Consider the following 20,358-nt stretch of genomic DNA (forward strand, 5'->3'; position numbering starts at 1 on the left):
AGGGCAACGAGCGAGTGTGCATTGTCTATCCGGCCATCATCCATCATTGCCAAAACCTCGTTTACCGGCAACACATGCAGGCGGATATCTTCATTCTCTTCCGCCAAACCATGCACCCCTGCCGCTGCAGAAAGGTCTGCGCAGCCGCAGTAGAGATGGAAATATTCATCGCTACCACCAGGTGACGAGTAGTACGAGGCGACTTTTTCCAATGCTCTCAGGGTGACACCAGCCTCCTCCTGACTTTCTCGGTGCGCTACATCTTCTGGCGACTCCCCGGCTTCCATCAACCCGGCGATCAACTCCATCAGCCAGGGCGAAGGATTGCGCGCCAGTGCGCCAACCCGAAACTGTTCAGCCACAGCCAAGGCATCTAGCGCTGGATCGTAGATCAGCACCCCGACCGCCTGCCTGCGGCGTGCAACCACGCGGCGAATGTCGCCGCTCCAGCCGCCGTCGAACAGGCGATGACGCAGGCTTACGTCTACCACTTCAAAAAAACCCTTCCACAGGGTCTGCTCGGAAGAGACTGTAAAGTCGTCGCGGGAGAAGCTCATCAGAAGCGTCGCTCGGTGTACCAGTTCACATCGCGGGCGTGGCGGTCCACCTCGTTTGCCACATCCAGAATCAGGGCAAATAGCGCCATACGTACCAGCACACCGTTGTCCGCCTGCCGAAAAATCGCCAGATTCGGATTTTCATTCAGATCGTTATCCAGCTCATTGGCCTCAGCCCGCGAGTCACGCGGCAGCGGATGCATGATGACAGTGTTTGGTTCACAGAATCGTGTGTATACCGACTGATTCAGGCGGTAACGACCGCGATAAAGGTCCGCCTCTTCCTTACTGGCAAAACGCTCTGCCTGAATGCGAGTGGAATAGGCGATGTCTACATGACCAATGCTGGATTCCATCGCATCACTCTCAACCACTTTATTGCCCGCAGCGCGTAGACTTTCAACAATCTCTTGCGGCATACGTAATTCGTCAGGGGAAATCAGGGTCACGGTTACATTGTCGAACAGGCACAACAGCTTACACAGGGAGTGCACTGTGCGACCGTATTTGAGATCACCAATCATGGCAATGCGTAGCCCGTCGATACCCTCGCGACCCTTGTGGCGCAACTCTTTCTGAATGGTGTACAGATCCAACAATGCCTGACTGGGGTGCTCGTTGGAACCGTCCCCCCCATTAATCACCGGCACCCGGCTGGCACGCGCAAACTCCGCGACTGAACCGGAGGTCGGGTGGCGCATGACAATGACATCGCTGTAACCACTCAATACCCGGGCGGTATCGTAGAGCGATTCCCCCTTGGCCAGTGCCGAGCTTTCAAAGCCGGTCGTTTCCCGCACTTCACCTCCCAGCAGATTAAACGCACAGCCAAAGCTCACTCGAGTGCGCGTGGAGGGCTCAAAAAACATATTGCCGAGGATGGCGCCATCGAGCACGCGCGTCACCTTCTGTCGATGGGCATAAGGTTGCATGCGATCGGCTACTGCAAACACCTGCTCGATCTGTTCGCGCTCAAATTGGGTAATGGACAGAATATGGCTGCCGGTAAACTTCACTCTGACTCCTGTTTATTCAAAAGCGGCTCTGTGTCAGAGACCGCAGCGGGATCGACCTGGTCGTGATCAAACTGCAGACTGGCCCAACGAGCATAGAGCGGTGATTCTTTAATCAATTCACCGTGGGTGCCGAGCGCCGCCAACCGGCCATGATCAAGCACCGCTATCTTATCCACCTTGACGACAGTGGCCAAGCGGTGCGCAATCACGATGGTAGTCCGGTCTTTCATTAATCGCTGCAATGCCTGTTGCACCTGGAACTCGCTCTCGGCATCCAGCGCGCTGGTCGCTTCGTCCAGCAGCAGCAGTTTGGGGTCTTTTAAAATGGCACGAGCAATGGCGACGCGCTGGCGTTGACCGCCAGACAGACGCACGCCGCCCTCACCCACAAAACTGTCGTACCCTTCAGGCAGCCGCTCAATAAATTCGTGGGCATAAGCTGCCTTGGCGGCGGCAATCAGCTGATCCTCGCTGGCATCAGGATTTCCGTAACGGATATTGTCTGCCACCGTACCTGTAAACAACACCGGCTGCTGGGGCACCAGCGCAATCTGGTCACGCAGGGTTTCCGGGTTAAGTTCGCGCACATCCACACCATCAAGCGAAATACTGCCGGACTGCACGTCATAAAACCTCAGCAGTAAATCCACCAGCGTCGATTTCCCCGCGCCGGAGCTGTCCACCAAGGCCATACTACTGCCCGCCGGCACGCGCAGATTAAGCGCATTGATGGCCCAGTAGTCCGGCCGCGACGGATAGGCAAAGCACACATCCTTCAGCCACAGCTCACCGGTGACGGTTGTCGGCAACTCGCGCGGTACCGCTGGGGGAACAATCAGGCTGCGCGCGGACAGCAGCTCGAGTAAGCGCTCGGTGGCTCCTGCGGCGCGCTGCAGATCGCCGTAGACTTCGGAGATAGCACCCACAGAGGCCGCCACCATCAAGGCATAAAACACAAAAGCCGCCAACTCACCGCTGGATATACGACCGGCCAACACGTCGTGACCGCCGACCCAGAGCATAGCCGCAATTGCACCGAGCACCAGCAAAATCACGATTGTCGACAGCCAGGCGCGCTGATTAATACGACGAACAGCGATGGCAAATGCATGCTCTACATGGCGCGCAAACAGTGCCTTGTCACGCTGCTGATAATTAAAGGCCTGCAGCACTTTAATATTCTTGATGGCCTCGCCAACAAAGCTGCCGACGCTGGCTATACTGTCCTGAGAGCTGCGCGACAATGCCCGCACCCGTCGCCCGAACACCAAAATGGGAATGACAATCAGCGGCACACTCAGCAACACCATGCTGGTTAGCTTGGGATTGGTAATAATCAGCCAGATTATGCCGCCTACGAACATAAGCGCATTGCGCAGTGCAATGGAAACCGACGAGCCAATCACAGTCTGGAGTAACGTCGTGTCGGTAGTAATTCGCGACTGAATCTCGCCTGACACGTTGGTTTCAAAAAAACCGGGATGGAGGGTGACCACATGATCAAAAACCGCTTTACGCAGATCTGCACTGACCCGCTCACCAATCCATGACACCAGATAAAAGCGGGTAAACGTGCCCAGCGCCAACAACATGACCAGCCCCATAAAAATGAGCAGGGCCTGGTTCAACATGGCCGGGGTACCCGACGAAAACCCTTCGTCCACCAGCAGCCGGATCCCCTGCCCGAGCGACAGGGTAATGCCCGCAGTAAAGACCAACGCAATACTGGCGCCAACAACCTGCAGTCGATACGGTCGCAAAAACTGCAGCATGGCCTTTAAAACACCAAGGTTTTTGCTGGCTTTGCGGTCTTCAGTTACATCAGCCAAGGGCCTTTTCCTGTTGATAGTGGGCGATCAGTTGTAGCTTATCGGACCGGCGCAGTGCTTTGATTTGAGCTTCTCGACGCGAAGCACTGGAACGATCCATCGCTTCTTCCTGATAGACCAGTGCCTCCGGCGGGTCACCGCGAAAGAAGCGCGCGCCGTTGGGCAGCTCACCGGCGTGCTCGCGAAATCGCCGCGCCACATCGGTACTGATACCGGTGTAGAGCTTGCCGCTCTGAGCGCGGATCATATACACCCACCAAGCACTTCGCACGGGTACTGTCACGGCAGACCTTTCACGTAATCCGCCAGCGAATCGAGCACCTGCTGCCTGGCCGGCGACTGGCCGGGGCGCAACTCGACAATACGCGCCAGGCATTGCCCCGCGGTGAGACCACCCCCGCCATCTTCCTCGTGAACTCGGCTGTGACAGAATTCCTGCCAATGCAACTGTTCCTCGGGTGTGAGCGAGTTCGGAAAATTGCGCGCGCGATAACGAAACAACATCTCCGCCAGCCGACTATCGGAAAAGGGGAACGTCCTGTCGGCTAACTGATCGCCTGAGCTGCGAGTAACTTCGTCCATCAGCCGCCGGTCTTCATTACTGAAGAAGCCGCCACTATATAGCATTCGCTCAGGATCCGTATGCTCAGCAAATTCACGTTGACTGTAGATATCGCTCAGCTTATGGCGCAAGTCTGCTTTGCTCAGCATTTGCCAATGCGCTTCACACCGCGCCATATCAATCTGCAAGCGCTCCTGCGCCGCGTCGTCGAGCAGGTTCAGCGTGGCCAGCATGGGCGAGCGGTTGAGATGAATTTCCTTGAGCGGGATACGCTCCACGCCCTCGGCCAGAACATCGCTGCGAGCAAAAACCCGCTCAGCAACTTTGGCGGGTGATAGTGTCAGCAGCGGCTCAGGGTCGGCCATCAAATCGACCGCTATCACGCTGTTCTTATTCACCGGATGCATCGCCAATGGCATCACTAGCGCCGAGCAGAAGCGGCTGGCCGGATAACGAGATGAGATATGCAATAGGGGCTTTTGCCGGTTTAGGTCCAGCAATTGGGCAACGGTCTGCTTTTTCCGCAACGACAGCGCATAGTCGAACAGCTTGGGCTTGCGGGTCTTAATGATACGCGCCAGCTCAATAGTGGCCAGCACGTCGGAAAAGGCATCGTGCGCAGATTCATGAGCAAGACCATTGGCAGCGGTAAGCAACTCCAACTTAAAGCTTATTTCTCCATCGTCTCGTCGTGGCCACTCAATTCCCTCTGGGCGCAGAGCACAGCACAAACGTACCACATCAATAAGATCCCAACGTGAATTGCCGTTCTGCCATTCCCGGGCATAGGGGTCTATGAAGTTGCGATAGAGCGTGAAGCGGGTTACCTCATCGTCAAAGCGGATACTGTTGTAGCCCGCGCCACAGGTGCCCGGTTGAGACAGCTCGCGGTGAATTGCACTGATAAATTCACGCTCACTGACACCTTTATTCAGGGCCTCTTGCGGCGTGATGCCCGTCACCAGGCATGCTTCCGGATGCGGCACGACATCCGGCGTGGGCCGGTTGTAGATCACCAGCGGTTCGCCAATGATATTGAGATCCGCATCGGTGCGAACACCGGCAAACTGGGACGCTCGATCAAACGTGGGGTCTGCCCCCCAGGTTTCGTAGTCGTGCCAATAAAAGGTGTGGTTAGACAAGATGAGGATTCCGCTTGAGTTTGCGGTATTTCACATGGGGCAGCGGGAGATTGCAAATGCCCTCCCCCGCAGGGAGAGGGCAGAAGGCGGGATACTTAGACGACCTCGATCGCCTGCTCCTCAATCATCTTCGCCCATTTGGCCGGGCCAGACTTGTGTACCGAATCGCCATGGGTATCCACCGCCACTGTCACCGGCATGTCCACTACGTCAAACTCGTAAATGGCTTCCATCCCCAGTTCCGGGAACGCGACCACTTCGGCATGCTTGATCGCCTGAGCTACCAGATAAGCGGCACCACCAACGGCCATGAGGTAGACCGCTTCGCTGTCGCGAATCGCGTCAATTGCCGTATCGCCACGCTCGGCCTTGCCGATCATGCCGAGCAAGCCCGTTTCCTCAAGCATGGTGCGAGTAAATTTATCCATGCGGGTGGCCGTTGTCGGACCAGCCGGGCCAACCACTTCGTCGCGCACCGGATCTACCGGCCCAACGTAGTAGATGAAGCGGCCCTTCATATCCACCGGCAGTTTTTCACCGTTAGCGAGCATATCGACCATTTTCTTGTGGGCGGCATCGCGGCCAGTCAACATTTTTCCGTTCAGCAGCAGGGTCTCACCGGGTTTCCAAGCTTTAACTTCTTCTGCCGTAACGGTGTCGAGATTAACCCGGCGCACACCTTCACCAACTTCCCAGGTGATATCAGGCCAGTCGTCCAGTGACGGCGGTGTCAGCGTGGCTGGACCTGAACCGTCCAGCGTGACGTGAGCGTGTCGAGTCGCCGCGCAGTTGGGAATAATTGCCACGGCTTTGTTGGCTGCGTGGGTCGGATAATCTTTCACTTTAACGTCCAGCACGGTGGTCAGACCGCCCAACCCCTGAGCACCGATACCCAGCTTGTTCACCTTTTCCATCAACTCCAGCCGCAACTCTTCTGAGCGGTTCGCCGGGCCGCGCTCACGCAGCTCGTGAATATCGATAGGGTCCAGCAGTGCTTCCTTGGCCACCAGCATCGCTTTTTCGGCTGTGCCGCCAATACCAATACCCAGCATGCCCGGAGGGCACCAGCCAGCACCCATTTTGGGCACCTGCTCCAACACCCAGTCGACTACAGAGTCCGACGGATTGAGCATCGCAAACTTGGATTTAGCCTCACTGCCGCCGCCCTTGGCCGCCACGTAAACCTCGACCTTGTCACCTGGTACGATCTCATAGTGAATAACTGCGGGGGTGTTGTCTTTAGTGTTCTGACGGGCTCCGTCAGGATCGGACAGAATGGAGGCTCGCAGCACGTTGTCTGGATTGTTGTAGGCCCGACGAACACCTTCGTTCACCATATCAGTGACCGAGATATCGCTTTCCCATTGCACATTCATACCAACTTTCAGGAAGACGGTAACGATACCCGTGTCCTGGCAAATCGGGCGATGCCCTTCCGCGCACATGCGAGAGTTGATCAGGATCTGCGCCATGGCGTCTTTCGCGCCGGGGTTCTGCTCGCGCTGGTAGGCCTGGTAAACGCCCTGGATGAAATCGACGGGGTGGTAGTAGGAGATGTATTGAAGAGCATCAGCGACTGTGCTGATCAGGTCATCTTTACGAATTACGGTCATCGGCTGCCTCACTATACTGCGAGCCGGACGATCCAGAAAACTAGCCGCCCCACCCGCGCGATTCGGGGGCGGCAGTATACCTCAGAGTCAGCAGCCTTTCACCGGTGCTGTTCAATCAAGCTATGGCGAGGGCGACGCTCCAGAGTGGTAGCGGCTCACCGTATCACGCAGATTGGCCAGGTCACGGTTAACCTGCTTGCGGAAAGCATTGACTGATTCAAGCCACTCTTCATTGGATTGAATCCGCGCCTCCAGCTTCGCAACTTTCTCCGCCATATTGCCGCCGGCTTTGAGGTCGGCAATCTGACCCCGGTGCGCTTCGGTCATAGCGCGCGTTTTATCGAGCTGGGCTTTAAGCGTATCAAGTTCGCTTTTGTATCCCGCAGTCGCTTTTTCTGCTGCCGCAATTTTCGTATTCAGCGAGGCAAACTGCGTATTCAGTGACGCCAGCGTTTTCTCCATCGCTTCAATCTTGGTTTCATGATCTGCGAGCTGCTGCTTGCTGCGCTTCCAGACGTTGTCCCACAACTTTCGAATTTCGGTATCCAGAAATTCCATTTGCTTCTGAAACTGGTCACTGGTCTCGCTGACGCTTTCATCAGTGACATTAAGCTGCTTCTCAAGGCGAAGAATCCGTTGCTGATCCAAGGTCTGCTGGGCCAGCGCGATGTCCAGCTGCTTGTACAAATAGTAGGCGCCACCCAATAGCACCACGATCACCAGCCACATCAGCCAGCCACCGCCGACCCTTGAGCCGCCTCCCTCACTGCTCACGGCGGGGACATCGCCAATCCGATCGACCATCCGCGTACGGCGCTCGCGCTGGTAGGCCTGAATCTCATCTGCCTCTGGCCTGATTCCATCGGGTCTTTTCGGGTCTGTCATGGCAACTCCTAAGTGGGCCGTGCGGCGCTCATTATGACAGCAGTACAGCGCCGGAAAAAGCGGTGAAATTCACCTCTTCGGGCTCCAAAAAAAACTGACACATCAGAAGGATATTTCTAGACATTCAATCTTTTTGCTATACTGCCGGCACTACAAGCTCCCGCCATTCACCTGTGATGTCGGGTACCAATAAAAGTTCAACCTGCCACTATTGATAGGAACTGCTATGGAAAACTTTATTACCACCGACGTTCTGTTCCGTTGGCTTCACGTGCTGTTTGGCATCACGTGGATCGGCCTCCTGTACTACTTCAATTTCGTTCAAACCGAATACTTCAAAGAAGCGGAAGCTGGCGCCAAAGCCGACGCTGTCAAGAAGCTGGCGCCACGTGCACTGTGGTGGTTCCGCTGGGGCGCAATGTTTACCTTCCTGACCGGTGTGGTACTGCTGGAGCTGGTTCGCCAGTCTCACGGCTGGGATTCCTACATCATCATGGGCGCGGTTCTGGGTACCCTGATGTTCCTGAACGTCTGGCTGATCATCTGGCCAAACCAGAAGATTGTGTGTGGTATTACCCCTGGTGATGCTGCCGCTGCCGCCCCGAAAGCCGGCCTGGCATCGCGCACCAACACCCTGTTCTCCGGCCCAATGCTGATCGGCATGATGGGCTCTTTCCACGGCACCGGCGCTGCCAGCTACGGCATGAACAGCCTGCCACTGGGCCTGTGGATTGTTCTGGCACTGATCGCCGCCCTGGAACTGAATGCCATTTTCGGCAAGACTGGTCCGATGACTACTGTCAAAGGTGTGGTCCACTGCAGCATCGCGCTGACAGTTGTATTTCTGGCGATTCTCCAGTTCGTCTGATACCAGCCCTTTAGGCACTACAAAAACCCCGGCATGCCCGGGGTTTTTTGTGCCCGGAGCAAGCACTGATCACTATTTGACCAAACCCCCTGAAATTGATAAAGTGCGACCTAGTTCACACTTAACCGCAATCGAGTCATTGGTGGTGTGACAACAGCCATCCACCCTGAACTGACAGAACAATAAGACGAAACCAGTGAAATTGCCGTACACCAAACAGCAGATTCTGAGCGGCGACTATATACCCCGGGGTGAGGCAGTCGAGCGTGAGCACGCGTCGGCTGAACAACACCAGCACCGCACACAGCACTTTGCCGCTCACAAGCAACGGGTATTGGAATCTGTTGTGGCGCGCATGCGCACGGAAAAGCAGGCGGGAAACTACAGAGACATTGAGAAGATTCGGCCCTCTAATAGAAGAAAGCCCGTTAGTTACTTTGCCTAACGCCCCAGCCTCTAGGCAAAACACAAAAGCCGAGCATAGAACTCAAAGCCGCCCTCAAGCCTGAACGGCCCAATACTACAGGCCGCCCATAACAAAATTGCCGCGCTAAGCGCGGCAATCGTCAGCAAGCCAGTAGCCACTCAGTGATTATGGTAGACCACACCCACCTGCGGCATATGGGCCAGCCCAATTTCCCGAGCGTGCTCTTCGAAATCCTTGTTCTTCCAGAAAAATGCACCCGGCATGGTTGTGGGTATAACCAGCACATAGAACAGCGCCCGCCCTATTACCGCGACCGCAAACGTAGACAGCGACAATACGGCCGCCAGGACCAACATCAGCGGCCCAGCATTGAACAGCCCGAGCAGAAATCCACCGGATACGGCCAGATTTACCCCCAGCAGGGCATTGCGTAAGGCATAGCTTTTGCCAAACACCGTGCACTGCACATAGTGCGATGCGCTGCCTTCGTTATTCCCCACATTCATCTCGCTGCCGTGGCGCCACAGACCCAGTGATTCCAGTAAGCAGCCGGCAAACACCAGCGCTGCACACAGCACTGTGAGCGTACTCACATCCTGCCCACCCAGCATCAGCGTGGGCACCCCAACCAGGCCCAGCAACAAGCCTCCGAAGGTAAGGCTGGTACCAACAAAAGCGGTGGCCGTCTGCCAGTGGTCCCAGAAAGGCCGTGCTGGTATGCGGTAACAGCGATACATATAGTAGAGCCCCACCAAACCGCTGGGCACAGCTAACCATCCGAACACCGAGGCCAGCGTTGTATAGCTGCCCCAGTCTCCCAGCACCGATTGAAAGACTGCATTTTCCGGCAGCACCGCCAACATGTGCAATCCGGTAAACACCATAAATAGAAGCATTCCTAGTCCTTCGCGACATACAGGCGAGTGTCTAAGGTTGTTGAAGCCGCGATAGAAGCGCAAAGGTTTACCCAAATGGGTCGCTGACATCAGCATTCCCAAGCCCGCAAATGCCACTGCAAGTGTTACCAGCGGCACATACATGACAGACGCCCGAAGCGTTTGCGCGGGTTCAAACCCGAGCTGCGCTCCCAGGAAGGCGCTGAAAAACAGACCCAACGCCGCCTGACTGACCAAGGTAAAAATGACCAGCGGATTCTCTCGTGAGCTTAAACGCTTTAGATTCCAGTGCCGCTCCACACCTTTCTTTTGATCCACCACGGGACGGTACTGGCCATCTTCATCGCGATGATACTTCACGGGCATGCCGTCGGGACGCGTCACCTCATCGGGCATAGTTTTAACTTGCTGGAAACGGATGTTCGGGTGGGTAATTTCAGGGTCGGGAAAACCGGGAATCGATACCTTACCCTGCTCTCGATTCTCTGGCAGATCCTCTACCACACCAAAATTAAGCGCATTACCGAGACAGGCCGAAACACAGGCCGGCTTCAGGTTTACCTCCAGCCGATCTACACACATGTTGCATTTGGACACCTGCCCTTTGATCGGATCGAGCTGCGGCGCATTGTAAGGGCACACCCAAGTACAGTAACCACAACCAAAACAGGTTTCCGGATCCTGCAGCACCGCGCCATATTCTGCATGTTTGGTGTAGGCACGCGTCGGGCAGCCTTTAAGACATACCGGATTGTCGCAGTGGTTGCAGGCCATGGAGATATTCATCCGACGAAAATCCGGATAGGTTCCGCCCTCCACATAACCAACGCTGCGAAAACTGATATGCGCAGGATTGTCATTCTTCTCAGAACAGGCAGCCTCACAGGCATGACAGCCAATACAGTTGTCTGCGGTAAAGTGAAAGGCATGCTGCTTATTGCGATTGGGATTCGTACCAACGCCCGGCTCATTATTGATGAACATTTCCCGCCCCGGCTGCGCTTCGCCACCGGAACGCGCAATCAGGTCAATCGGCGCCTCGTAGTAATTAACTTCAGGCGCTTTCGGTTCTTTCAAAAAAGCGTACTGGGGTTCGTCGTCTCGTACTTGCCACATGGTAAAAACCTTCTCTCTTAAAACGCCCGGCGCTCTACATTCAGTCGCGCAGCTTCTTTCTGATCCACATGCTCGATACGCACCGCACACTGTTTAAAGGCGGGCTGACGGGAATAGGGGTCTAGCAATCCCAGCGACAGGCGATTAACGCAGTCGTGGTAGTGCATGGGAATAAACACCATATTGCGCGGCACACGCTGGGTCAGCTGCACCATAACCACCGCGTCGCCACGTCGGGATACCAGACGCACGTAGCTCATATGCTCTACACCCTGCTCGCGGGCGGCGTCCGGGTTCATTTCCATATAGGGGGTGGGGCTAAACTTGTTCAGGTTGCCAATCTTGCCGGTTTTGGTGCGAGTGTGAAAATGCTCTACCACCCGACCGCTGTTCAGCCAGAAGGGGTATTGGGTGTCGGGAACTTCATTGTTCTCAATGTAGTCCATGGCCAGCAGATTAGCCTTGCCGTTCGGCGTCTGGAATTTTCCATCGCTGTACAGACGCGGATTACCGGTGGCATCACCTTCGCGCATGGGCCACTGGATACCACGCTGCTCCTCGATACTATCGTGACTCATACCGGAGATATCCAGCGTCCGCCCTTCACCTTTGGAAAGATGCTTCATCTCGTCGAAAATTTCCGAGGTGGTTTCCGGAAACTTGATTCTACGACCTTGTTCAAAACGCTTGGCCAGCTCATTGAACACCCAAAAGTCCGGCTTGGCCTGGCCTGGCGGCTCGACAAATTTACGCACCAGATTTACCCGGCGCTCGGTATTAGTCTGTACTCCCTCTTTCTCGCCCCATACCGCGCCCGGTAGATACACATGGGCATACTTGGCGGTTTCGCAGTCAGCATAGCCATCCTGCACCACCATGAATTCCAGCTTTTCCAACGCCTTCTTGATGCGCGGCTGGTTGGGCATGGAGGTCAGCGGATTAGTTGCAACAATCCACAGCGCCTTGATTTCTCCGGACTCGATGGCCGGAAAAATATCGGTTTGCTGGAGGCCACGCTTTTTCGGGAAAAACTCGGGGTCAACGCCCCAGAATTTACCAACCTCTTCGCGGTGCTCCTCTTTCTCCAGCATGCGGTAACCGGGCAAACCGGAACAGGATGACCACTCACGGGTACCCATCGCGTTGCACTGACCGGTGATCGACAGCGAGGTGCCTCCGGGAATGCCAATATTGCCAGTGATGAGGTTCAGGTTATTGATACCGCACACACCATCGCTACCGTGAGTGCTCTGGTTGATCCCCATCGTCCAGATACTCATAGCAGACGGCGCCTTGGCATACATGCGGGCCACGTGACGAATGGTGTCGGCGTCAATGCCGCAAATACGCGAAGCAGACTCCGGATCGTATTTCTCTACCAGGGCCTTCAGCTCTTCATAACCGCCGCAGTGCGCATCGATATAATCCTGCTTCTGCAAGCCCTCTTTGATGATCACATGGGCCATCGCGTTCAGCAGCACCAGATCCGTGCCTGGTGTAATAGGTAGATGGATGTCGGCAAACTGAGCCATCATGGTCACGCGAGGGTCGACCACAATCAGGGGAAACTTGCGCTTTTCCAGCGCCTCTTTCAAACGCCAGTAAATGATAGGGTGCTGTTCTGGCAGGTTAGAGCCGAAGGCCATCAGGCAGTGAGTATGCTCGAAATCCTCATAACAGCCAGGAGGACCGTCAGAACCGAAAGAACGCTTGTAGCCTGACACAGCCGACGCCATACACAACGTGGTATTACCATCGTAGTTGTTGGTACCAATAACTCCGCGCACCAGTTTGCCAAGCGTGTAGAACTCTTCGGTGAGCAGCTGGCCGGTCGACACGACAGCCACGCTGTCGCGACCGTATTTTTCCTGAATTCGCTTGAACTCATCGGCCGTGCGATCCAACGCCGCATCCCAGCTGGTTGGCTGATAGGGCAGATAAGGTTTGTCGCGCATCAAGGGTTCGGTACCGCGCCCTGCGGTGGTTACCAGCTCGTGTTCGAAAATGCCCTTGATGCAAAGTTTGCCTTGATTGACTGGCGCGCTGCCCTTGCCACGACTCGCCACCGGCTTACCGTCAGCATTCAGCCCGACTTCGATGGAGCATCCCGTGGAACAATAACCACACACGGCATATTTCCAATCAACCACTTTCTTGTCGGCAATTACAATCGGCTTGCGATCTTTGCGCCCGAACAGCATTTAATGTCTCCCGATAAAGCGTCAGCACCACTTTGGTGCGGCCAGGGAATTGCGTTTTCACCCGCGGTGCACCAAAAGAGGGTTTTACCGCACGCAATTGCACCTATGGGAGAGTAAGAGTCAAGAAACGTGCCAATCAGGGAGGCTTGCCACCCCAAACTCGCCGGGCGTTTAAAAACAAGGGGTTAGCTTCTGGTTCGCTGCGGCCAGCTCTCGGCAATACCACAAGCGAATATCTCGAGACAAAAAGGGTCTTTGTAAATTAAAGAAGATAGGCTTTAGTGCAGCTGACCTTATACTCGCACCTATCCGCCCCCATTCGAAGAACCAAAAAAAAGGCCTCCCGAAGGAGGCCTTATTGCGTTAGAGCAATCGTTTATTCAGACACTTCAGCCTTGAGCACCGCAACAACTCGACGGTTCTGGCTTCGGCCTTCACGCGTCTCGTTGCTGGCAACCGGACGCTCTTCACCGTAACCAATCGCTGTCAGGCGCGAGGCGTTGATACCATATTTGCTAACCAGAGCAGCTTTCACTGCGTCAGCACGACGCTGTGACAACGTCTTGTTGTAGGCATCCGATCCGGAGCTGTCAGTGTGACCTTCAATAACGGCACTAACACCACCAAATTTCTTCAGGAAGCTCGCCACTTTTTCGACTTCAGCCATATATTGCGCAGGAACGTCGGAAGAGTTGGAGGCGAAATTCACTTCCATCCGGATCTGTTCAGTTCGCGACAGCACAAACTTACAGCCGCTGGCGTCAACCTGACGGCCGGCCGGAGTTTGCGGACACTTGTCTTTGTAATCAGGAACGCCGTCACCGTCGGTATCCAACGGACAGCCCGATGCATTGACCACAACACCTACCGGCGTGTTGGCGCAACGATCCATGCTGTCAGATACGCCATCACCGTCTGTGTCTTTTTCACGAGGCTTCATGGGCGCTGGGGCCGGCTCAGGCTTAGAGGTTGAACCGCCACCGAAGGAGTAGCTGATACCCAGACCAACCACGTAATCAGACATTTCCACGTCCAGACCGTTGATGTAACGGGCATCAAATCGCGCAGACCAGTCTTTATTGATCATGTACATCACACCGCCGCCGAGATTCGCCTGAGTCTCGCCGCTGGTGGCTGTGTCAGTTTCAAAATCGGCGTGGCCCAAACCAATTGCCGCATAAGGCGCCCAACGTTCCTGGCCAATATCGTAGTAACGCAGAAGATCCACACTACCTTGCAGTAAATCGACGTCCGCCGCGCGGATGTCCCGATCGCTATCAGGCGACGCTATCTGGGCGCGCAACTCAACACCCCACTCGTCTGACAGCTTGCGCTCCAGAGCAACAATATCGGTGATTCCGCCTTCCAGATCACGGTCACCGTCAAAGCCCTGATAGCCGCCCATATACGTTGCGCGCCAAGCGCCTTCTGCAGACACAGTTGCAGACATCGCACTGGCAACAGCTGCGGCCATAAGCGACACAGCAATTGATTTCTTCATTTTACGTCCCCCGCGTACTAGGTGGTTTTAAAATCGACTTGGTTAACATTATCGGCCCGCCGCTGAGTTTTGAATTCTTGACCTCACGCCGGACACCTTTAGCCATAACGCCTAGGTATAACTGATATTTCGGGGTTATGCCAGTCTATTTAATGGCTTAAGTGCGCAATTTAACACACGTTTACAGATTGTGCGCCTACCAGCCAAGAACCGATTTCACAAAAGGCTTTGTCAGTGAGCGCTGATGCCTCAGCGACTCACGATCCAACTGGTCGAGAATACCGAACAGGGTCGCCAGATTGCGTGCTGCCCGGTGATAGAGGTATTCAGCCACATCGCGATCCAGCTCCATGCCCAAGCCAGTCGCGCGAAACATGAGCGCTTCCAACCGCTGCTCCTCACTTAGGGCCGTCAGCTGATACACACTGAAGCTTTTAAGGCGGGAATGCAGATCTGGCAGGCTACAGGCCAGAGCGGCCGCGGGTAGCCGTGACGCCAGCAGTAACGCAGTGCCGCTGAGCAAAGCCCGGTTGTAGAGGTGAAACAGGCTTTCCTCCCACTGTGGCCGTCCAATCACCACATCCAGATCGTCCAGACACAGCAAATCAGCCTGCTCAGTGCCCTCTAGCAGTGCCTGGGGATTGGCGTCCGTGAATTCACGCAGAGGGAAATAAGATGCCGAAAAACCATGACTCGCCGCCTGATGGCAACTTGCCTGCAGCAAATGGCTTCGGCCACTTTCCGGCGTGCCGTGCACCAGCACCCACTGCTCGCCTTCGCTCTCGGCCTGCAACTTAAGCTGGTTCACCAGCAGACGGTTTGCCGCGATGGTATAGAAATTGTCGAACCGCAAAGATTTCTCAGGCCCAATCCCCAAGGCCAGCTGCTCACTCATCGGTGATTATCCCCGGCTGCTTCGGTCCACCATAGAGCTCACTGCCAAGGTAGCTGCTATGCACATGACGCAACATGACCATAATGACTGCCGCCGCTGGCAACCCCAGCAATATGCCCACAAAGCCGAACAATTGTGCCCCGGCCAGCAAGGCAAAGATCACGGCCACCGGATGCAGGCCGATGCGATCACCCACCAACAGTGGCGTGAGCAGCATACCTTCGAGCATCTGACCCACGGTAAACACCACGCCAACCTGAAACAGCGCCCAAGGGTCGTGAAACTGAAACCAGGCAGCTATCACTGCCGCCACGATGCCAACCACAAACCCCATATAGGGTACGATGCTAGCAAGCCCCGCCAGCAGACCCAGCACCAGAGCCAATTCCAGGCCGACCATCCACAGCCCCAGCGTGTACACCACCGCGAGCGCCGCCATTACCAGCATCTGACCGCGAATAAAGGCGCCGAGAATCTCGTCGCACTCGCGGGCAATCAGGCTAGCGCGGCCTTCGATGTTGCGCGGTAGCAGGTCGCGGATTTTAGCGACCAGAATGTCCCAATCACGCAACAGGTAAAAGGTGACTACCGGAATCAGCACCAGCGTGCTCAACCAGCCCATGATAACCATGCTGGAGCCAGTAATTCGGTTCCATAGCCGAAACAACACATCACCGGCGGTACCAATGTTTTTACCTAGCGCCTGACCTGCTCCGGTCAGGGTGGCGCCCTCACCGAGCCTCGCCCGAAGCTCAGGCAGCACTTGGGTTTGCAGCCACTGGAGCAGGGCCTGCAAGCGAACACCAAGCAGCTGAAACTGCTCCACAAGCAACGGCAGGGCAATCAACAGCACCACAAGAGAAAACAGCGTCAGCACCAGAAATACAACACACACGGCTGCGGTGCGCCCCATGCGCCGCGCCTCCAGCCGATCCACCAGCGGATCCCCAAGGTAGGCCAACAGTGCAGCAACGAGAAACGGCGCCAGTATCGGCTTGAGCAAGTGTATCAACAGCCCGATACCTGCAGCCCCGGCAATCAACAGCGCCAGCCGTGTGTTGCTCATGGCCGGCTCTGCCACCGGTAATAGCTGTGAACCTGCTCAACCGGCAAGTTGGACTGTGTAAACGCCACCCCGGGGTTGTTGTCGTCCAACAGTTTTTTATCAAGCAGGAAAAACTGCCGGGCTTTATCCATGCTTCCCTCCAGATGCAGCTCAATCACCGCTTGAGCACCCGACACCCAGACAGGGTTGGCGTGCTCAACAACAGCCACGCCTTCCAGATAGGTCAACAGACGCGCGTAATCCCGAAAGTTGCCGATGCCGCTAACCACGATATGCTCGCGCGCGCCACTCTGACCGGACCTGATCACAGCAAAACGGCTGGCTAATTCATCCGCCACCGAATTGACCACGGGTCTCAAAATATCAGCCAGCTCTGCCGCCTGCCGATCCAGAAGATCTTCATCGATGCCGCTGATCACCGCAAAATTGGCGATCCAGCTGGTGGAGAGCCGCGTGAGTCGGCCAGTAAGAATTTGTGACGTTCGATAGCGCTCCGCCGCCTTGCGCACAGCCTCGAGATCCATCGACCACACCTGACCAGTGGTGAGCTGCAACTTGTCATCGATATCGAGTACCGGAAACACCAATGGCAGTCCGCGCTGTGCGGCGGCTTCACGCAACGCCTGGACGATCTCAGGATCACTGGCTTCGCTAACAAAGTGGCGGCCGCTGAAATCATCCACCACCAGCCAAACCAGGGTTTGCGGCCGGTTTTTGTCCCACACCGGCAGCCCCGCCTGACTCAGCAAACGATTAACTTCAACCTCGCTGAAGCTGAAATCAATAAACAGCTGATCGCGACCATCGACCAGCTTGTTACTGTAGTGATACTGGTTCAACAGACTTTCTGCCTTGGGCAAGGCGCGCTGCACATCGCCGAAGCTGGCGACATCCTCACGCCCGCTCACGCGCACCAACACCTGCCGCAATCCTTCAGCGGCAGCATCTTTCAACGCCGCCTGACCACGCTGGGCGACCGGCACCTGCGCGTTGTAGAGATTTTTGACTACTTCTGCCTGCAGCGGCCCCCAAAATAGGCCCAGCAACACAAGTACGCTTATTTTTTTCATAAACTTTGCGCAAACCAGCAAGTTAGCAAGCGGCCATTGTAGCAAGGCGTGTGCCGCGATACAGCCGCAATCAGCGCCAAATACGTGCTGAATTTGCTGTCCATTCAGGCTAGAATAGCCGCCCTCGAAAACAGGGTGCCCCAGATGACCGATTCCACTCCCTCCTTGAGCTACAAAGACGCCGGTGTTGATATTGACGCAGGTGACGCGCTGGTCGAGCGCATCAAACACGTCGCCAAGAAGACTCGCCGCTCTGAGGTGATGTCCGGCCTGGGCGGATTTGGCGCCCTGTGCCAGATTCCCAGCGGCTACCAGGAACCTGTACTGGTATCCGGAACCGATGGCGTTGGCACCAAACTGCGTCTGGCCATGGACCTGGGCATTCACGACACCATCGGCATTGATCTGGTGGCGATGTGTGTCAACGACCTGCTGGTTACTGGCGCTGAGCCGCTGTTCTTCCTGGATTACTACGCCACCGGCAAGCTCAATGTCGATGTAGCCGCCAAGGTTGTAGAAGGCATTGGCGCCGGCTGCGAGCTGTCCGGTTGCGCGCTGGTAGGTGGTGAAACGGCAGAAATGCCGGGCATGTACCACGGTGAAGATTACGACCTGGCAGGCTTCTGCGTAGGCGTAGTCGAGAAATCCAAAATCATCGACGGCTTTTCAGTGCGCGTGGGTGACAAACTGATTGGCATCCGCTCATCCGGGCCACACTCCAATGGCTATTCCCTGATCCGCAAGATCATTGAGGTCAGCAAGGCCGACCTGAGCCAGGCTTTCGGCGACAGCACACTGGGCGAAACGCTGCTCGCACCAACCCGCATTTACGCCAAGCAGATTCTGCGCCTGGTCAAGGAGTACCCGATCAAGGCGATGGCTCACATCACTGGCGGCGGACTATTGGAAAATGTTCCGCGCGTACTGCCCAAGGGCACCCGCGCCACCATCGACGTAAGCACCTGGCAGCGCCCGGAAGTTTTCAACTGGCTACAGCAGGCCGGCAACGTCACCAGCCGAGAAATGCACCGCACCTTCAACTGCGGTATCGGTTTTGTCCTTTGCGTAGACGCCGCCAACGAGGAAGCTGTCCTGGACATGCTGAAACAGCAGGGTGAAATCGCCAGTGTTATCGGCGAAATCGAAGCCTGCGCGGAGGAAGACGAGCGCGTCGTTCTGCAGGGCCTGTAAATGCCCTGCAAGCTTGTCATTCTCATCTCCGGCAGCGGCTCCAATCTGCAGGCCTTTATCGATGCAGCCGAACAGGGCGAGCTACCCGCTGACATAGCGGCGGTCATTTCCAACCGCCCTGCCGCTGGCGGGCTTGAGCGGGCAGCCCAAGCCGGCATTGCCACTGCGGTGGTCGATCACACCGGCTTTGCAAATCGCGATGATTTCGACGCTGCGTTGCGCGACACTATCGACAGCTTCGCCCCTGACCTGGTCGTCCTGGCGGGCTTTATGCGCATTCTCGGTGCCGACTTTGTTCGCCACTTCCGGGGGCGCATGCTGAACATCCACCCGTCGCTGCTGCCAAAATATCCTGGGCTGCACACCCACCAGCGAGCCATTGATGCCGGCGACACCGAAGCCGGCGCCACGGTACATTTTGTGACCGAAGAACTTGACGGCGGGCCGCCGATTTTGCAGGCTCAGGTACCAGTAAAGGCAGGTGACACTGCGGAACTTCTCGCAGCACGCGTGCTCGAACAGGAACACCGCATCTATCCGCTGGCCGCTCGCTGGTTTGCGGAAGGGCGTCTGACTCTTAATGGCAATCAGGCAGAACTTGATGATAATGCGCTTCCGCCAACAGGCTTTCCTTTTCATTGCGTTACTGCTGACTAGCGGCAGTCTGCTGCTCTCCAGCCTCGCCCATGCCGGCGCCGGCGTACCACTCAAACCCTACCGGGCGACCTATGGCATTGTAAGAGATGGCCTCGCGGCCGAAGTCACCCGCGAGCTTCATCACAGTGGTGAGAATCAATGGACCCTCAAAGATTCCGCGCGAATTCTGTTTGCCCGCTTTAGTGAATCCGTCATCGTAAAATATAACGGCGTTGATGTGGTGCCGCTCGAGTACACGTATCAGCAATCACCGGGCGACCGAAAAGATCAGGTGATTCGCTACGACTGGGGGAAAAAACGCGCCTCATTCTCCCTGGACAGCGGCACTCGACACGCCGACCTGAAAGTGCCGAGCTACGACAAACTTAGCTACCAGATTCAGCTGCGGCTCGACCTACTCGCCGGCCAACTGCAAACGCCCAAGACCTACCATCTGGTCGACCGGGGCCGCCACAAGCAGTATCGGGTGGAAAAAATCGGTGAACAGACCATCAGCGCCGGCAAGCGACAGATTCATACGGTCAAACTGCGGCAGACAACGGCGGGAAAAGACCGGGAAACCTTTATCTGGGTGGCCCCCGATCTCGACTTTCTGATTGTGCGCATGGAACGCAACGAAGATGACGAACAGATTCAGATGCAACTGAAATCCGTCAACCTCGACATTGCCGCTTTCTAGGTTTTCGGCAGCGTGACCCCACGCTGCCCCTGATATTTCCCACCCCGATCCTTGTAGCTAACCTCGCAGACCTCGTCGGATTCGAAAAACAGCATCTGCGCCACACCTTCGTTGGCATAGATTTTCGCCGGCAGGTTGGTGGTATTGGAAAACTCCAACGTCACATGCCCTTCCCACTCCGGCTCGA

General features: G+C 56.0%; 17 protein-coding genes and 1 pseudogene. 4 read left to right on the forward strand and 14 right to left on the reverse strand.

The features are described 5' to 3' along the window. The 7 genes from ABYP39_RS09005 to ABYP39_RS09035 form a co-directional block, all read right to left on the reverse strand. Positions 1-557: NUDIX domain-containing protein (locus ABYP39_RS09005; protein ID WP_372782149.1), on the reverse strand; the 557-nt coding region annotated here is incomplete at its 3' end. Next, on the reverse strand, positions 557-1,573 hold the full coding sequence (locus ABYP39_RS09010; protein ID WP_372747297.1) for an aspartate carbamoyltransferase: 1,017 nt from the start codon (positions 1,571-1,573) through the stop codon (positions 557-559). The genes ABYP39_RS09010 and ABYP39_RS09005, both read right to left, overlap by 1 nt. After that, positions 1,570-3,345 carry an ABC transporter transmembrane domain-containing protein gene (locus ABYP39_RS09015; RefSeq protein WP_372782157.1) on the reverse strand — a complete coding sequence of 592 codons (1,776 nt, stop codon included), beginning with the start codon at positions 3,343-3,345 and terminating at the stop codon, positions 1,570-1,572. Before ABYP39_RS09015 ends, ABYP39_RS09010 begins: the two co-directional genes overlap by 4 nt. Before the next feature lie 49 nt (positions 3,346-3,394). Beyond that, positions 3,395-3,649, reverse strand: a complete 255-nt coding sequence (locus ABYP39_RS09020; RefSeq protein WP_372750382.1) for a GIY-YIG nuclease family protein — start codon at positions 3,647-3,649, stop codon at positions 3,395-3,397. 32 nt (positions 3,650-3,681) lie between these two features. Continuing rightward, positions 3,682-5,106, reverse strand: coding sequence for an exodeoxyribonuclease I (gene sbcB, locus ABYP39_RS09025; protein WP_372782151.1), 1,425 nt, complete (start codon positions 5,104-5,106; stop codon positions 3,682-3,684). A gap of 95 nt (positions 5,107-5,201) precedes the next feature. Beyond that, the gene (locus ABYP39_RS09030) at positions 5,202-6,719 is read right to left on the reverse strand and encodes a fumarate hydratase (RefSeq protein WP_372763672.1); all 1,518 of its coding nucleotides are present in this window, start codon (positions 6,717-6,719) and stop codon (positions 5,202-5,204) included. A 120-nt stretch (positions 6,720-6,839) separates the two neighbouring features. After that, positions 6,840-7,604, reverse strand: a complete 765-nt coding sequence (locus tag ABYP39_RS09035) for a hypothetical protein (RefSeq protein WP_372749937.1) — start codon at positions 7,602-7,604, stop codon at positions 6,840-6,842. Positions 7,605-7,830: 226 nt separating this feature from the next. On the opposite strand from ABYP39_RS09035, the gene ABYP39_RS09040 reads away from it, so the two are divergent. Continuing rightward, positions 7,831-8,472 carry a urate hydroxylase PuuD gene (locus tag ABYP39_RS09040; RefSeq protein WP_372749936.1) on the forward strand — a complete coding sequence of 214 codons (642 nt, stop codon included), beginning with the start codon at positions 7,831-7,833 and terminating at the stop codon, positions 8,470-8,472. A 585-nt stretch (positions 8,473-9,057) separates the two neighbouring features. On the opposite strand, the gene ABYP39_RS09045 is transcribed toward ABYP39_RS09040, so the two are convergent. The 6 genes from ABYP39_RS09045 to ABYP39_RS09070 all read right to left on the reverse strand — a co-directional run bounded on the left by ABYP39_RS09045 (position 9,058) and on the right by ABYP39_RS09070 (position 17,644). Next, positions 9,058-10,911 carry a DmsC/YnfH family molybdoenzyme membrane anchor subunit gene (locus tag ABYP39_RS09045; RefSeq protein WP_372749716.1) on the reverse strand — a complete coding sequence of 618 codons (1,854 nt, stop codon included), beginning with the start codon at positions 10,909-10,911 and terminating at the stop codon, positions 9,058-9,060. A 17-nt stretch (positions 10,912-10,928) separates the two neighbouring features. Continuing rightward, a complete protein-coding gene (locus ABYP39_RS09050; protein ID WP_372749717.1) occupies positions 10,929-13,112 on the reverse strand; it encodes a molybdopterin oxidoreductase family protein in 2,184 nt (727 codons plus the stop codon). A 376-nt stretch (positions 13,113-13,488) separates the two neighbouring features. Then, on the reverse strand, positions 13,489-14,613 hold the full coding sequence (locus ABYP39_RS09055) for an OmpA family protein (RefSeq protein WP_372749964.1): 1,125 nt from the start codon (positions 14,611-14,613) through the stop codon (positions 13,489-13,491). A gap of 196 nt (positions 14,614-14,809) precedes the next feature. Further along, positions 14,810-15,508, reverse strand: a complete 699-nt coding sequence (gene hda, locus ABYP39_RS09060) for a DnaA regulatory inactivator Hda (RefSeq protein ID WP_372758802.1) — start codon at positions 15,506-15,508, stop codon at positions 14,810-14,812. Continuing rightward, positions 15,501-16,574 (reverse strand): AI-2E family transporter, encoded by a 1,074-nt coding sequence (locus ABYP39_RS09065; protein WP_372782153.1) that lies wholly within the window; start codon positions 16,572-16,574, stop codon positions 15,501-15,503. Before ABYP39_RS09065 ends, hda begins: the two co-directional genes overlap by 8 nt. Continuing rightward, positions 16,571-17,644, reverse strand: a complete 1,074-nt coding sequence (locus tag ABYP39_RS09070) for a DUF2066 domain-containing protein (protein ID WP_372782155.1) — start codon at positions 17,642-17,644, stop codon at positions 16,571-16,573. The genes ABYP39_RS09065 and ABYP39_RS09070 overlap by 4 nt, the downstream gene beginning before the upstream one ends. Before the next feature lie 144 nt (positions 17,645-17,788). Between ABYP39_RS09070 and purM the strand changes: the two genes are divergently transcribed. The 3 genes from purM to ABYP39_RS09085 are packed head-to-tail and all read left to right on the forward strand — an operon-like array spanning position 17,789 to position 20,171. Continuing rightward, on the forward strand, positions 17,789-18,835 hold the full coding sequence (gene purM, locus ABYP39_RS09075; RefSeq protein ID WP_372750204.1) for a phosphoribosylformylglycinamidine cyclo-ligase: 1,047 nt from the start codon (positions 17,789-17,791) through the stop codon (positions 18,833-18,835). After that, on the forward strand, positions 18,836-19,492 hold the full coding sequence (gene purN / locus ABYP39_RS09080) for a phosphoribosylglycinamide formyltransferase (RefSeq protein ID WP_372758804.1): 657 nt from the start codon (positions 18,836-18,838) through the stop codon (positions 19,490-19,492). It abuts the gene before it with no gap. Further along, on the forward strand, positions 19,437-20,171 hold the full coding sequence (locus ABYP39_RS09085; RefSeq protein WP_372764580.1) for a DUF3108 domain-containing protein: 735 nt from the start codon (positions 19,437-19,439) through the stop codon (positions 20,169-20,171). The genes purN and ABYP39_RS09085 overlap by 56 nt, the downstream gene beginning before the upstream one ends. Here the strand turns inward: ABYP39_RS09085 and dcd are convergent. Next, positions 20,168-20,358 (reverse strand): annotated as a pseudogene (gene dcd, locus ABYP39_RS09090) (dCTP deaminase); the annotation flags it as partial. The gene ABYP39_RS09085 and the pseudogene dcd overlap by 4 nt on opposite strands.

Origin of the sequence: Litorivivens sp. (assembly GCF_041625495.1) — a bacterium.
GTDB lineage: Bacteria > Pseudomonadota > Gammaproteobacteria > Pseudomonadales > Spongiibacteraceae > Litorivivens.

Bases quoted from the DNA above. Each gene is read 5' to 3' on its own strand.
- purM (WP_372750204.1), top strand. From the start codon at position 17,789: ATGACCGATTCCACTCCCTCCTTGAGCTACAAAGACGCCGGTGTTGAT.
- ABYP39_RS09050 (WP_372749717.1), bottom strand. From the start codon at position 13,112: ATGCTGTTCGGGCGCAAAGATCGCAAGCCGATTGTAATTGCCGACAAG.
- purN (WP_372758804.1), top strand. From the start codon at position 18,836: ATGCCCTGCAAGCTTGTCATTCTCATCTCCGGCAGCGGCTCCAATCTG.
- ABYP39_RS09085 (WP_372764580.1), top strand. From the start codon at position 19,437: ATGATAATGCGCTTCCGCCAACAGGCTTTCCTTTTCATTGCGTTACTG.
- ABYP39_RS09015 (WP_372782157.1), bottom strand. From the start codon at position 3,345: ATGCTGCAGTTTTTGCGACCGTATCGACTGCAGGTTGTTGGCGCCAGT.
- ABYP39_RS09055 (WP_372749964.1), bottom strand. From the start codon at position 14,613: ATGAAGAAATCAATTGCTGTGTCGCTTATGGCCGCAGCTGTTGCCAGT.
- ABYP39_RS09045 (WP_372749716.1), bottom strand. From the start codon at position 10,911: ATGTGGCAAGTACGAGACGACGAACCCCAGTACGCTTTTTTGAAAGAA.
- ABYP39_RS09035 (WP_372749937.1), bottom strand. From the start codon at position 7,604: ATGACAGACCCGAAAAGACCCGATGGAATCAGGCCAGAGGCAGATGAG.
- hda (WP_372758802.1), bottom strand. From the start codon at position 15,508: ATGAGTGAGCAGCTGGCCTTGGGGATTGGGCCTGAGAAATCTTTGCGG.
- ABYP39_RS09030 (WP_372763672.1), bottom strand. From the start codon at position 6,719: ATGACCGTAATTCGTAAAGATGACCTGATCAGCACAGTCGCTGATGCT.
- ABYP39_RS09065 (WP_372782153.1), bottom strand. From the start codon at position 16,574: ATGAGCAACACACGGCTGGCGCTGTTGATTGCCGGGGCTGCAGGTATC.
- ABYP39_RS09070 (WP_372782155.1), bottom strand. From the start codon at position 17,644: ATGAAAAAAATAAGCGTACTTGTGTTGCTGGGCCTATTTTGGGGGCCG.
- ABYP39_RS09020 (WP_372750382.1), bottom strand. From the start codon at position 3,649: ATGATCCGCGCTCAGAGCGGCAAGCTCTACACCGGTATCAGTACCGAT.
- ABYP39_RS09040 (WP_372749936.1), top strand. From the start codon at position 7,831: ATGGAAAACTTTATTACCACCGACGTTCTGTTCCGTTGGCTTCACGTG.